At 73.0% G+C, this 12,916-nt stretch carries 13 protein-coding genes; 6 read left to right on the top strand and 7 right to left on the bottom strand.

The annotated features are described in order from the left end of the window. Nucleotides 1–3: 3 nt before the first annotated feature. Both OG514_RS20270 and OG514_RS20275 read right to left on the bottom strand, forming a co-directional pair. Complete coding sequence (locus tag OG514_RS20270; RefSeq protein ID WP_266896712.1) at nucleotides 4–753, bottom strand: ABC transporter permease; 750 nt, start codon at nucleotides 751–753, stop codon at nucleotides 4–6. A 33-nt stretch (nucleotides 754–786) separates the two neighbouring features. Then, nucleotides 787–1,560: an ABC transporter ATP-binding protein gene (locus tag OG514_RS20275; RefSeq protein ID WP_266896714.1), complete on the bottom strand. Its 774-nt coding sequence runs from the start codon at nucleotides 1,558–1,560 to the stop codon at nucleotides 787–789. An 89-nt stretch (nucleotides 1,561–1,649) separates the two neighbouring features. Here OG514_RS20275 and OG514_RS20280 point away from each other — a divergent pair, with 89 nt between their 5' ends. Beyond that, nucleotides 1,650–2,288 carry a TetR/AcrR family transcriptional regulator gene (locus OG514_RS20280; protein WP_266896716.1) on the top strand — a complete coding sequence of 213 codons (639 nt, stop codon included), beginning with the start codon at nucleotides 1,650–1,652 and terminating at the stop codon, nucleotides 2,286–2,288. Nucleotides 2,289–2,402: 114 nt separating this feature from the next. On the opposite strand, the gene OG514_RS20285 is transcribed toward OG514_RS20280, so the two are convergent. From OG514_RS20285 to OG514_RS20295, 3 genes are read right to left on the bottom strand one after another with little or no spacing between them, the layout of a single operon-like run. Further along, nucleotides 2,403–3,563, bottom strand: a complete 1,161-nt coding sequence (locus OG514_RS20285) for a cysteine desulfurase family protein (RefSeq protein ID WP_266896718.1) — start codon at nucleotides 3,561–3,563, stop codon at nucleotides 2,403–2,405. A gap of 50 nt (nucleotides 3,564–3,613) precedes the next feature. Then, nucleotides 3,614–4,381, bottom strand: a complete 768-nt coding sequence (locus tag OG514_RS20290; RefSeq protein WP_266896720.1) for a hypothetical protein — start codon at nucleotides 4,379–4,381, stop codon at nucleotides 3,614–3,616. Next, entirely contained in the window at nucleotides 4,378–5,310 is a 933-nt protein-coding gene (locus tag OG514_RS20295; protein WP_266896722.1) for a DMT family transporter, read from the bottom strand. Before OG514_RS20295 ends, OG514_RS20290 begins: the two co-directional genes overlap by 4 nt. A gap of 232 nt (nucleotides 5,311–5,542) precedes the next feature. On the opposite strand from OG514_RS20295, the gene OG514_RS20300 reads away from it, so the two are divergent. The 3 genes from OG514_RS20300 (at nucleotide 5,543) to OG514_RS20310 (ending at nucleotide 9,722) form a co-directional block, all read left to right on the top strand. After that, the gene (locus OG514_RS20300; RefSeq protein ID WP_266896724.1) at nucleotides 5,543–6,391 is read left to right on the top strand and encodes a 3-hydroxyacyl-CoA dehydrogenase family protein; all 849 of its coding nucleotides are present in this window, start codon (nucleotides 5,543–5,545) and stop codon (nucleotides 6,389–6,391) included. Between the two features lie 126 nt (nucleotides 6,392–6,517). Then, the gene (locus tag OG514_RS20305; RefSeq protein ID WP_015036221.1) at nucleotides 6,518–6,841 is read left to right on the top strand and encodes an STAS domain-containing protein; all 324 of its coding nucleotides are present in this window, start codon (nucleotides 6,518–6,520) and stop codon (nucleotides 6,839–6,841) included. A 208-nt stretch (nucleotides 6,842–7,049) separates the two neighbouring features. Continuing rightward, on the top strand, nucleotides 7,050–9,722 hold the full coding sequence (locus OG514_RS20310; RefSeq protein ID WP_266896728.1) for an ATP-binding protein: 2,673 nt from the start codon (nucleotides 7,050–7,052) through the stop codon (nucleotides 9,720–9,722). Between the two features lie 99 nt (nucleotides 9,723–9,821). On the opposite strand, the gene nucS is transcribed toward OG514_RS20310, so the two are convergent. Further along, nucleotides 9,822–10,493 (bottom strand): endonuclease NucS, encoded by a 672-nt coding sequence (gene nucS, locus OG514_RS20315; protein WP_187622550.1) that lies wholly within the window; start codon nucleotides 10,491–10,493, stop codon nucleotides 9,822–9,824. 250 nt (nucleotides 10,494–10,743) lie between these two features. On the opposite strand from nucS, the gene OG514_RS20320 reads away from it, so the two are divergent. Then, complete coding sequence (locus tag OG514_RS20320; protein WP_266896733.1) at nucleotides 10,744–11,136, top strand: SCO5389 family protein; 393 nt, start codon at nucleotides 10,744–10,746, stop codon at nucleotides 11,134–11,136. 210 nt (nucleotides 11,137–11,346) lie between these two features. Here OG514_RS20320 and OG514_RS20325 read toward each other — a convergent pair whose 3' ends face one another. After that, nucleotides 11,347–12,381, bottom strand: a complete 1,035-nt coding sequence (locus tag OG514_RS20325) for an LLM class flavin-dependent oxidoreductase (RefSeq protein WP_266896735.1) — start codon at nucleotides 12,379–12,381, stop codon at nucleotides 11,347–11,349. Nucleotides 12,382–12,580: 199 nt separating this feature from the next. Between OG514_RS20325 and OG514_RS20330 the strand changes: the two genes are divergently transcribed. Further along, complete coding sequence (locus OG514_RS20330; RefSeq protein ID WP_266896737.1) at nucleotides 12,581–12,910, top strand: ATP/GTP-binding protein; 330 nt, start codon at nucleotides 12,581–12,583, stop codon at nucleotides 12,908–12,910. The last annotated feature ends 6 nt before the right edge of the window (nucleotides 12,911–12,916 follow it).

Here is a 12,916-nt window from a genome sequence, read left to right on the forward strand (position 1 = left end):
TAGTTAGGCGATGGCCTTCTGGAACGTCCGTGTGCCGACCGTCACGGCGAGTGCCGCGATCCCGAGGGCGACGAGTACCCCGTACAGCAGCGTCGGTGTCGTGTAGTGGCCGATGTACGCCTCCCGGACCGCGTCCACCAGATGGCGGAACGGCATCAGGCGCGAGAGCACGTCCAGCCAGCCGGGGGCGAGGGTCATCGGCAGCATCAGGCCCGACAGCAGCATCGCCGGCATCGCGAGCGTGTTGATCGCGGGTCCGAACTCCTGCGGGGTCCGCAGCTTCAGGGCGAGGGCGTACGAGAGCGAGGCCAGCGCCACCGACAGCAGGGCGACGAAGCCGAAGCCGATCAGGATGCCGCCGAGCGGGGCCCTGAGGCCCATCGGCAGGGCGACCAGGACGAGCAGTACCGCCTGGAAGACGAAGAGCGCGGCGTCCCGCAGGACCCGGCCGAGCAGCAGGGCGAGCCGGCTCACCGGGGTGACCCGCATGCGGTCGAAGACGCCCCAGTTCTTCTCCATGATGATCGAGAAACCGGCGAACGAGGCGCCGAAGAGGCCGAGTTGGAGCAGCAGTCCGGGGACGAGGATCTGCCAGGAGTCGCCCTCGCGGCCGAGCGGGAGTCCGGTGAGCAGCGGTCCGAAGAGGAGCAGGTAGAGCAGCGGCATCAGGGCGCCGAAGAAGATCTGGAACGGGGAGCGCAGGGTCTGGCGGGCGTAGCGCCCGAAGAGGAGAGCGGTGTCGTGGAGAAGCATCGGATGTCCTAGGGGGCTGGGCGGCCAGGGGGCTCAGACCGCTACGGGGGTGGTGTCGACGGGGGCCGGGCCGCGTCCGGTGACGGCGAGGAAGGCGTCCTGGAGGGTGGCCGCGCCATGGGCGGCCTTGAGGGCGGCGGGGGTGTCATCGGCGACGACCGTGCCCTTGTCGACGACGACCAGCCGGTCGGCGAGGGTGTCGGCCTCGTCCAGGTAGTGGGTGGTGAGGACGACGGTGGTGCCGTGCTCGTCGCGCAGCCGTCGCACCAGGGCCCACAGGTCGGCGCGGCTGCCGGGGTCCAGGCCGGTCGTCGGTTCGTCGAGGAAGAGGATCTCCGGCCGGTGGGTGAGCCCCATCGCGAGGTCGAGCCGGCGGCGCTGGCCGCCGGAGAGTGCCGGGGTCCCCCGGTCGAGGAGTTCGGTGAGCCCCAGGTCGGCCGCGAGTTCCCCGGCGCGGGCCGCCGCGTCGGCCCGGTTCATGCCGTAGAGCCGGCCTTGGAGGACCAGCTCGGAGCGGACGGTCTCCTGGGGGTCGAGGCCGCCGGACTGGGCGACGTACCCGATGCGGCGGCGGACGGCGGCGGGGTCGCGTACGAGGTCGTGGCCGGCGACGGTGGCGGCGCCGCCGGTGGGCGGGAGGAGCGTGGTGAGCATCCGGAGGGTGGTGGTCTTGCCGGCCCCGTTGGGTCCGAGCAGTCCGACGATCTCGCCGGGGCGGACGGTGAGGTCGATCCCGCGGACGGCCTCCACGGGGCCGTTGCTGGTGGTGAAGGTCCGGGCGAGCCCGGCCGTACTGATGATGGGCATGGCGACTACAAAAACAGAGTCACTTAAATTTTGCAACGTCTCCAAAATTGCATGGGCATCGAAATTTCAGGGAGCCTAGGATGAGGGGCATGGCCGAGGGACTCAGGGAACGCAAGAAGCGCGAGACGAAGCAGCGGATCTCGGACATCGCGACCGGGCTCTTCCTGGAACACGGCTTCGTCCACGTCACCGTCGCGGACGTCGCCGAGGCGGCGGACGTCTCCGTCAACACCGTGTACAACTACTTCCCGGCCAAGGAGGACCTCTTCCTCGACCGGATGGACGGCGTCACCCAGCGCCTCGCCCGGATGATCCGCGGCCGCGACCGGGGAGAGTCCGCCGCGCGCGCCGTCCTGCGCGAACTCCGCCAGGACATCGGGGCGGTGTCACCCGCGTACGGGCTCATGGACGGCTTCGACGCCTTCATGAACGTCATCGAGCACGCCCCCACGCTCAAGGCCCGGCTCTTCCACGTCCAGCAGCAGGTCCACGACGCCGTCGTCGCCACCCTCCGCGAGGAGACCGGCGCGCCCGTCGAGGACCCGCTGCCGCTGCTCGTCGGCGGGCAGCTCGCCTGGATCGAGAGCACGGTCGTCGGCTACATCACCCGCGAGATGACCGACGGAGGCAAGGCGACGACCGTCTCCCGCGAGGCCCTCGTGCTCCTCGACGAGATCGAGGAGCTGCTGAGCGAGAAGGTGCTGACCTACGCGGTACGCGAGGGCTGACGGCCACCGCGACCTGCGCCGACGGTGACTCCGCGCGGCGCCGACGGTGACTCCGCGAGCCGGGGGGCGACGGCGACTCCGCGCAGCGCCGACTCCGCGGGTCGGGGGTGACGGTTACGCCGTGTGCGCCGGCCGGCGGACGGCCACCGCCGCCAGCGCGTGGGCCGCGCGGACCGCGTCCGCCTCCGTCGTGAAGCGGCCGAACGAGATCCGGACACTGCCCCGGATCCGCTCCGGCGGGAGCCCGATCGCCGTCAGGACGTGCGAGGGCTCCTGGGCCGAGCTGTTGCAGGCGGAACCCGTCGATACGGCCAGATCGGCGACCTCCAGGAGAAGCTGCTGCGCGTCCACGCCCGGGAAGGACAGATTCACGGCGTGCGGCAGGAACCCCGGCCCCGTACCGCTGTTGAGTTCGTACGGGACGAGGTCCGCGAGCTCGGACAGGAACAGCGCCCGCAGCCCCGCGAGCCGTACGGCCTCCTTCTCCCGGCCCGCCGCGAGGACGCCGACGGCCGCGCCGAGACCGATGACCGCGGCGGTGTTGAGGGTGCCCGCGCGCAGCCCCCGCTCCTGGCCGCCGCCGTGCAGCAGCGGCACCAGCGGAGCCCGGTCCGAGAGCCGGTGGGAGACGTAGAGGACGCCGACGCCCTTGGGGCCGTAGATCTTGTGCCCGGAGAAGGTCAGCAGGTCGACGCCGAGCGCCCGTACGTCCACCGGCAGCGAGCCCACCCCCTGGGTCGCGTCGCAGTGCAGCGGGACGCCCGCCGCCCGGGTCAGCGCGCCGATCTCGGCGACCGGCTGGATCGTGGAGACCTCGTTGTTGGCGAGCATCACCGAGACGAGCGCGGTGTCCGGCCGCAGCGCCGCCGCCACCTGCCCCGGGTCGACCCGGCCCGCGCCGTCGACCGGCAGCACCGTCACCTCGTGGCCCGCCTCCCGCAGCGAACGGCAGGTGTCGAGCACGGACTTGTGCTCCACCGCCGTCGTCACCACATGACGGGCCGTGCCGGGGCCGAGGGCGGGTGGGACGACCCCCTTGATCGCGAGGTTGTTGCCCTCCGTCGCCCCGGAGGTGAAGCAGATCTCGCTGCGCCCCGCCCCGATGAGCCGGGCGACCGCCCCGCGCGCCCGCTCGACCTCGCGGAAGGCGCGGATGCCGGCGGCGTGCGGGCTGGACGGGTTGGCGTAACAGTGGACGGCGGCGAACTGCATCGCCTCGACGACCGCCGGGTCCGCGGGGGTGGTCGCCTGGTGGTCGAGATAGATCGTGGACATGCCGGTTCTCTTCCTCTTCCGCTGTGACGGGTGATCAGGAGTCGGTGCTGTCAGAAGTCGTACGCCGTGTAGGTCAGGGCCAGCGGATCGGCGCAGGACGGGTCGGCGAAGACGAGCACGATCTCCTCCTCGGGCGTGCCGTGTGTCCGGAGGTAGATCTCGGCGCCCTTGGTCACCTTGTCCCGGTCGGCGAGCGAGTTGATGTCGACGACATGGCGGTGCGCGCAGTCGGGGAAGGCCCGCCGCAGCCGGGCGAAGTAGCGGGCGAAGTACTCGGCGACGATCAGCGGGCAGCGCGGTACGACGTGGTCGTCCTTGACCACTCCGGCGAGCACCTTCTCGTACTGGCGGGAACGGAAGACGATCTCGTCGCCGTCGCGGGTGAACAGCGGCTGGGCGGCGGGGTCGCGCAGCCACCGTTTCATCGACCGGGCGGCGCGATTGCGCAGGTTGCGTTCGCGGGTGACGGTGAAGGAGATCCCGGCCTCGGCGGCCGAGGCGGTGAGGGGGGAGAGGTCGGTCTCCTCGGGGCCGGCGGCCGGCAGCGTACAGACGTCGGTGGAACAGGACATGCCCAGGTCGTTGACGATGACGTCGTAGAGCACCTTGTTGCCCCGGTGCAGCCGGCGCGCGGCCGCGCCGGTCTCCTGCGCGAGGGCGAAGGAGTTGAGCGAGAAGGCGCCGATGCCGGCGGCCGTGTCGAAGTAGCCGCCCGCGACGAGGACCGCCGAGCGGGAGGTGGTGGAGACGGTCTCCAGGAGGGGCGCGACCCGGGGCGTTGGGCTCGTACGGCTCCGGGAGGTGGGCAGGGTGGTCATGAGTGCACTCCGTTCTTCCGGGACGGGGATCGATCGGACGGTGCGGTGGAGGTGTCGGGTGGTCCGGCATCGGTGGGCGTGCCCGCGGCGGCCCGGCCGGTGCCGACGGCCGCGCCCACCACGCAGAGCACGGCCGCCCACTGGAGCGACGACAGGCGTTCGCCGAGCAGGGCGAGCCCCACCAGGGCCGCGATGACCGGCTCCACCGTGGAGAGGACGGCGAAGACCCGCGGCGGCATCCGGCGCAGCGCGGCGAACTCCAGCGAGAACGGCACCACGGTCGTGAGGACCGCCACCGCGAGCGCGGCCGCGAGGACTCCCGGGTCGAGGAGGACGTCCGGGGAGGGCAGGCCGAGGACCGGGGCGGTGGGCAGGGCGAGGACGGCGGCCACCGTGAGGCCGAGGGCCAGGCCCGAGCCGCCGGGGACGGCCCTGCCGACCCGGGCCCCGAGCAGGATGTAGCCGGTGAGCGCCGCTCCGGTGAGCAGGCTCGCGGCCAGGCCGACCGGGTCGTCCATGCCCTGCGTGCCGCCGAGGACGAGCAGGCCGAGGCCGGCGAGCGCCACCCAGAGCCGGTCGAGCGCGCGCCGTGAGGTGAGGGCGGCGAGCAGCAGGGGGCCGCTGAACTCCAGCGTCACCACGACTCCGAGGGGGAGCCGCGAGGTCGCCTCGTAGAACGAGAACTGCATCACGGCGAAGACGGCTCCGTAGGGCAGCAGCAGTCGCCAGTGAGTGCGGAGCAGTCGGGGCGCGGGCCGGGAGAGCAGACAGAGCAGGGCGGCGGCGATGAGCAGCCGCAACAGGGTGGCGCCGGTCGGGCCGGTCTGTTCGAAGAGCCGTTTCGCGAAGGCGGAGCCGAACTGGAGGCTGACCATGCCGGTCAGCAGGAGCAGCGGGGCGGGGACGGTCCCCAGGGCGTACGGACGCATGACGGCAGCTCCTCCCGGGTGACGGCCGACCGGACCAGTGCGCTCGACCATATACCCCCCATGGGTATGTGGCGACCGTGGAGGTGCCCGAACGGGGCGCTGAGGGGTGCTGCGAGTGTGACGTCCGTCAAAGAGGGCGTGACGCGCATTACTTCACGGTCACATGGCGGCTCCAGACCGCTAATCTCCGCCGGAGAGTCAGAAGTGAACAGGCGTTAAGGGGTGGAACATCGTGGCCAGGAAGCTCGCCGTCATCGGGGCCGGACTCATGGGGTCCGGCATCGCGCAGGTCTCGGCACAGGCGGGCTGGGACGTCGTCCTGCGTGACGTCACCGACGCCGCCCTCACCCGCGGCACGGACGGCATCAAGGCGTCGTACGACCGGTTCGTCGCCAAGGGCAAGCTGGACGCCGCCGACGCCGAGGCCGCGCTCGGCCGGATCACCGCCACCACCGAGCTGGAGGCCGTCGCCGACGCCGACGTCGTCGTCGAGGCCGTCTTCGAGAACCTCGACGTCAAGCACGAGATCTTCCGCTCGCTCGACAAGGTCGTGAAGGACGGTGCCGTCCTCGCCTCCAACACCTCCGCGATCCCGATCACCAAGATCGCCGCGGTCACCGAGCGCCCCGAGTCCGTCGTCGGCGTCCACTTCTTCTCGCCGGTCCCGATGATGCAGCTCGTCGAGCTCGTCCGCGGCTACAAGACCAGCGACGAGACCCTCGCCGCCGCGCGGGAGTTCGCCGAGTCCGTCGGCAAGACCTGCATCGTCGTCAACCGCGACGTCGCCGGCTTCGTCACCACCCGCCTCATCTCGGCCCTCGTCGTCGAGGCCGCCAAGCTCCACGAGTCCGGCGTCGCCACCGCCGAGGACATCGACATCGCCTGCAAGCTGGGCTTCGGCCACGCCATGGGCCCGCTCGCCACCGCCGACCTCACCGGCATCGACATCCTGGTGAACGCGGCCAACAACATCTACACCGAGTCCCAGGACGAGAAGTTCGCGGTGCCCGAAGCGATGCGCCGGATGGTGGACGCGGGTGACATCGGCCGCAAGAGCGGGCAGGGCTTCTACAAGTACTGAGCCGTACCCGCCACCCCGCCTCACCCCGTGGGGTGAATTTCGGTATCGGTTCGCTGACAAGGCGCAACGTATCTGCCGGTGCGGCAGTCAGTTGTTGCGAAGACTGAGCACTCTCGGGGAGCGCATATGCACATCAGGGGCGACCATGTCGAGCTGGTCGTCGGGGGCCGCCTCGACGTCCGGAGCGCGGCGGACGCCCGTACGGTCCTGCACTCGGCCGTCGACGACGGAGTCGGCGACCTGGTGCTCGACCTGACCGGCCTCGACTCCTGGGACGCGACCGGACTCGGCGTCATCATGGGCGCCCACCGGCGCGCGGGCCGCTGCGGCCGGCGACTCGTCCTGCGCGGGGTACCGCCCCAGATGCAGCGGCTCCTCGTCGCCACCAAGCTGCACCGCATCCTCGCCATCGAGGGCGGCCTCGCCCTGGAGTCCCTGCCCCGGGTGTGACGGCCGGGGCCGCCGGGAGTGTGAAGCAGCCGTGTGAAGCAGGTGTGTGAACCAGGCGTCACGCTCAATCCTCACAAGACCGTGACGTCTTGGTCTCCTGGGCACCCCACCTGTTCCCGAGCGCCTGACCACGGTCTAGGGTTCGGTCGCCTGCACATTGACGGACCCACCCGGCGGGCACCGGACACCGCTCTTGGGGGCTTGGACCATGGACCCGATCAACCGGGGACCGGAGGAGTACGGACACGACGCCGAGGGCGACGACGTCCGCCAGGGACGCGGCACGCCCGCGCCCGCGCCCGCACCCGCGCGTGCCCGCGTCGTCCGGCTCGTCTCCGGCGACCTGCTGGTCACCGTCAACCCGGTCGACGGCAGCGAGATCGAACCCTGCCCGCCCGGACAGGAACCCGCGGCCCCCCGCCCCCTCACCGCCGAGGAGCGGGCCGAGGCCGCCCGCGCCGCCGCCCCGGCCGCCCCGCCGGGACCGGCCGCACCCGAGCTGCCCCTCCTCGAACGCCACGAGGAGCGCGAGCGCCTCGTCGCCGTCCTCGGCCGTGGCCGCTCCGCCCGCCTGACCGGCTCCGCCGGATCCGGCCGCACCGCCCTCCTCGACGCGGTCGCCGCCGACTGCGCCGGCCTCGCACCCGACGGAGTCGTCCGGCTCTCCGGCCACCACCGCACCCCCGCCGAACTCCTCCACGAGCTGTTCGCCGCCGTCCGGCACGCCCCCGACCACCGGCCCGGCCGTGCCCTCCTCCTCGACCGGCTCCGCGAGATCGGCGCCGTCGTGGTCGTCGACGACCTGGAGTTCGGCGGCGCCGCCCTCGACGAGCTCCTCGCCGCCGCCCCCGAATGCGCCTTCCTGCTCGCCGCGGGACCCGACGTCCCGGCCCCCTCGGCCGACGCCCACGTCGAGGACATCCACCTCGCGGGCCTCGGCCGCGGCGCCGCCCTCAAGCTCCTGGAGAGCGCCGTCGGCCGCACCCTCACCGACGACGAGGCCAACTGGGCCGGCGACCTGTGGTTCGAGTCCGAGGGCCTGCCGCTGCGCTTCGTCCAGGCCGGCGCCCTGCTCCGCCAGCGCGACCGGCTCCGCGTCACCCCCGCCGAGTTCGACGCCTTCGGCGCCCTCGAAGAGGCCTTCGGGCCGACCGACCCCGACGCGGCCGCGGCCGTCGCCGCGGCGGCCTTCGACGGAATCGACGACCCCGACGTCGAACTGCGCGAGATACCCCTGCCCAGCCTCGGCGAGGGCGCCGCCCCCGCCGCCCTGCTCGCCTCCCGACTCAGCCGCTCCGCCCAGACCGCCCTGCGCTTCGCCGTCGCCCTCGGCGGCGAGGTCCCGCACCAGGCCCATCTGCCGGCCCTCGTCGGCGACACCCACGCCGACGCCGCCCTCGGCGAACTCATGGCCTGCGGCCTGCTCTCCCCGGTCGGCTCCCGCTACCGGCTCGCCGCCGGGGTGCTCACCCAGCTCCTCGCCCAGGGTTACGAGACCGAGGGCGCCGACCGCGCCCACACCGCCGCCCAGCACTACGCCTGGTGGGCGGCCCACCCCTCTGTCACCCCCGAGCGGGCCGCCGCCGAGTCCGACGCCCTCCTCGCCTCCCTCACCGTCCTGGTCACCGGCACCGGAGACACCCCCGAAGCCGCCGCCGAGCACCGCGCCACCGCCGTGCTGCTCGCCCGCGCCGCCGCCCCCGCCTTCGCCGCCGGACTGCACTGGGGCGCCTGGGAGCGGGCCCTGCGCGCCGGCCAGGAGGCCGCTCGGCTCACCGGCGAGGTCGCCGAGGAGGCCTACTTCCACCACGAGCTGGGCGTCCTCGCCCTGTGCGCCGGAAACCTGGAGCGGGCCCGCGCCGAGCTGGAGGCCTCCATCGGCATGCGCGGGGTGCTCGCCGACAAGCGAGGCACCGTCGCCGGCCGGCGGGCGCTCGCCCTCGTCGCCGACCTCGCCGGGGAGCACACCGCCCCGGCCCGCGCCGAGGAGCCCGTCTCGCCGCCGCGCGGCACGCCGGCCCTGCGCGGCCCCGCCCGCAGACCGGCCCCCGAGCCCGTCACCGCGCCGCTGCCGGGCGGAGCCGCACGGCCGGCCCCGCTGACCGGCGGTCCCGGACGGGGCCCGGCGCAGGCCCCGATCCCGGCGTTCCCCGACTTCGCCGACGAGGGCCCGACCCTCATCACCCGCCCCGACACCGTCGACGGCGGGGGCCGCCCGAGCCTCAAGGGCGGCATCCTCAACGGCGCACCCCGCAACCTCGCCGCCGTCGGCGCGGGCGCGCTCCTCGTCGCCGTCCTCGGCACCGTCGTGACCCTCGGCGCCACCTCCGGCAACGGCGAGGACCCGGCCACCAACCGCGTCACCTCCGACAGCACCGCCACCGAAGGCGCCACCGACGACGGCATCGACGGCGAGGAGCAGCCGGCCGACGGCGAGGCGGGGGAGCCCGGCGAGACCGGCGAGGCCACCCGCTCCGACTCCCCGAGCTCCTCCGCCTCCGGAAGCGCCTCCGCGTCGGACCCCTCGGACCCGTCGAGCTCGGGCACCCCGGGCAGCTCCGGCACCCCGTCGACCTCGGACAGCCCGAACACGACCACACCGCCCACCACCACGACGGCCCCGCCGACGGGCCCGACGAACACGACCACCCGGCCGCCGCGGCCCACGACGACGTCCCCGAAGCCGCCGACCACCACGACGCCGCCGGTGACCCCGCCCACGACCACGCCGCCGGTGACGCCGCCGACCACCACCCCGCCGACGACTCCGCCGACCACCGCGCCGTCGACGGAGGAGAACAGCCCCAGCATCTCCGCCTCCTCGACCCTCGGCGGCTCGCCGGCCCCCGGTGACGCCACCGGCTCCGCCACGCCCGCCTGACGGACGTGACGGAGCCGGAGAGCACGAACGGAGACGGGGACGGCCCCGGGCGCGTCCACCGCACCCGGGGCCGTCCCCGTACCGCTGCCTTCGCCGCCGTCAGAACAGCCGCAGCTTGTCGTCCTCGATGCCCCGCATCGCGTTGTAGTCCAGGACCACGCAGCCGATTCCGCGGTCCGTCGCCAGGACCCGCGCCTGCGGCTTGATCTCCTGCGCCGCGAACACGCCCCGCACCGGTGCCAGGTGCGGATCGCGGTTGAGCAGCTCCAGGTAGCGGGTCAGCTGCTCGACGCCGTCGATCTCCCCGCGCCGCTTGATCTCCACTGCGACCGTCGCGCCGTCCGAGTCCCGGCACAGGATGTCCACCGGGCCGATCGCGGTCGGGTACTCGCGGCGGATCAGCGTGTAGCCCTCGCCGAGGGTCTCGATCCGGTCGGCGAGCAGCTCCTGGAGGTGTGCCTCGACGCCGTCCTTGATGAGACCCGGGTCCACACCCAGTTCGTGCGAGGAGTCGTGGAGGATCTCCTCCATCGTGATGATCAGTTTCTCGCCCGCTTTGTTGATCACGGTCCAGACGCCGGCCTCACCGTCGGCCCCCTCCTTCAGGGTGCACGGCGGGGACATCCAGTTGAGCGGTTTGTACGCCCGGTCGTCCGCGTGGATGGAGACGCTGCCGTCTGCCTTGATCAGGATCAGACGGGGGGCGGAGGGCAGGTGGGCCGTGAGCCGGCCCGCGTAGTCCACGGAGCAACGGGCAATGACGAGACGCATGGTCGACAACGCTACAAGACGGGCGCTCCTCCGCGCGATTCGGTCGTCGGCCGGACACCCCCGGGGCGTGATCCTGAGCCGAACACCCGTCGGTTATCAGCCGGTTGTGTTCCCAATCTCCTGGTGCGGTCAGGACTGCGCGCTTACCGTGGAAGCTGGAGGTCGTCGCCCGTGCACGCTGCGTGGCGGGCGGCCCGGCCTTCGTCCCTGCCCGCAAGACCCCGTCCGCGGGGTCGCGAGAGGAGAACCCATGTCGCTCGACGTCTCACCGGCACTGTTGGAACAGGCCGAGCGAGGCGAGGTCGACGAAGCCGACTTCGTCGACTGCGTCCGGACCTCCCTGCCCTACGCATGGGAGATGATCAGTTCTCTGGTGGCCCAGCTGAAGGTCGACGGCGGAGAGTTCGCCGACAACCAGACGCCGCCGCCGAATGAGCAGGCACGTGGTCAGCTGCTGCGCGCGCTCGCGAGCGACGCCATTCGTGGTGCGCTGCAGCGGCATTTCGGGGTGCGTCTCGCCTTCCAGAACTGCCACCGGGTGGCGGTCTTCCCGCTGGACCCGTCGGTGGACGACCGGCTCGCCCGCTTCACGTCCGTACGGGGGCAGCTGCTGAACCAGTCGCCGGAACTGCGCGACTGCTGAGTCATGGTGCTGCCGCTCCCCATCGCGGGAGACGCGATCGATGCGTGTCGATGCGCATCGCCGCGCGGAGATGCCGGAGCGGCAGCACAGCCCCGCCTTCGCCTGCCGCTGCCCGTACGGACAGCGGCAGCACAGCCCCGCCCCGTCCGCCCGCTGCCCGTACGGACAGCCCCACCCCCGTCCGTACGGACCGCACCCGTGTCCGTACGGTCAGACGAGCAGCGGCAGGACCTCCGTGCCCAGCCGCCGCACGTTCTCCTCGGTCGCCGCGAGGTCGCCCGTCCCCTCGGCGAGCAGCGCGAAGCGGGTGATGCCCGTGCGCTCCGCCGTCGCCGCGAGCCGGTCCGCCGCGCGCCGGGGCGTGCCCACCGGGTGCAGACCGCACAGCAGCTCCGTGTACGCCACGGGGTCCCGCATCGACCGGTGCCGGCCGTCGACCGTCACATGCGCGTCGAGGCCCTGCTTCAGCCAGCCCGGCATCGCCTTCACCAGCGCCTCCGCCGCGTCCGCCCCCCGGTCCGCGAGCTGCGCCACCCCCGCCGAGACGTGATCGGCCCCGATCCGCGCGATCTCGTCCGGGTCCCGCCCGGCCTCCCGCGCACAGCGCGCCCAGGCCGCGACCATCTCGGCCTTCTCCTCGTCGCCGCAGTGCATCCCGAGCAGCATCGGCAGTCCGCGCTCGGCGGCCAGCCGTACGCTCTTCGGCGAGGTGCAGGCCACCACGACCTCGGGGGCCGCGGCGCCGCCGATCAGCTCGTCGGGACGGGGCACCACCGGTACCTCACGGAAGGCGAATCGTTCTCCCTCGGCGCCCACGCGCGGCTCGGAGAGCCAGCGCAGCAGCAGGTCGAGCGATTCCGGGAAGCCCTTCTCGTACGCCCCGAGGCCCGCGCCGAACACCTCCAGATCCACCCACGGACCGCCCCGGCCCACCCCCAGGGTGAACCTGCCGCCCGAGGTGAGGTGCAGCAGCGCCGCCTGCTCGCCCAGGGCAACCGGGTGGACGGTCGGCAGCACGCTCACCGCCGTGCCCACCCGCAGCCGCCGCGTGCGGCCGAGCAGCAGCGCGGCCAGCGTCACGGCCGAGGGGCAGACCCCGTACGGCACGAAGTGATGCTCGGCCAGCCAGGCCGATTCGAGCCCCGCCTCCTCGGCGACCTCGGCGGTCCGCACCGCCCGGTGCAGGGCCTCACCCTGTCCCTGGCCCGGGAACTGGGCGGCCAGAACGAACGTACCCACGCGCATCGCCTTGTGCCTCCTTTGCGGCCGACGCGTAACTCCCCTCGCACTGGCAACAACGTCTGACACGTGCCAAAGGCAACGGCCGTTCGTTAAGTTCTTGCGATTTTCGGCTAAGCCGTCCCGGGCGGGGCCCGGGGCACCGAGTGGCGGCCCGTAGGCTTGACGGAACGGTCCGTGTTCCCAGACCCAGTGAGGTGTGCCCGTGTCCCCGCGCCACAACCGCTCCCGAGGCGGCGAGAAGCCCGAGCAGCAGCAGGGCGACAACGGCGACCGGTACGGCGGCGTGCAGCGCAGCGAGACCTGGCAGGGCGAGGAGTGGTACGTCCGCCTCGTCGCCGGGGCCAGCGCGCCCGGCAAGCGCTACCGCTGCCCCGGTTGCGACCAGGAGATCCCGGGCGGCGCCCCGCACGTGGTCGCCTGGCCCGAGTACGGGGGAGTGGACGACCGGCGCCACTGGCACAAGGCCTGCTGGAACGCCAAGGACCGCCGCACCAGCAGGGTGCAGCGGTCCCGTAACGCGCCGAAGTACTAGGAGTCC

Source organism: Streptomyces sp. NBC_00572 (genome assembly GCF_026341815.1).
GTDB lineage: Bacteria > Actinomycetota > Actinomycetes > Streptomycetales > Streptomycetaceae > Streptomyces.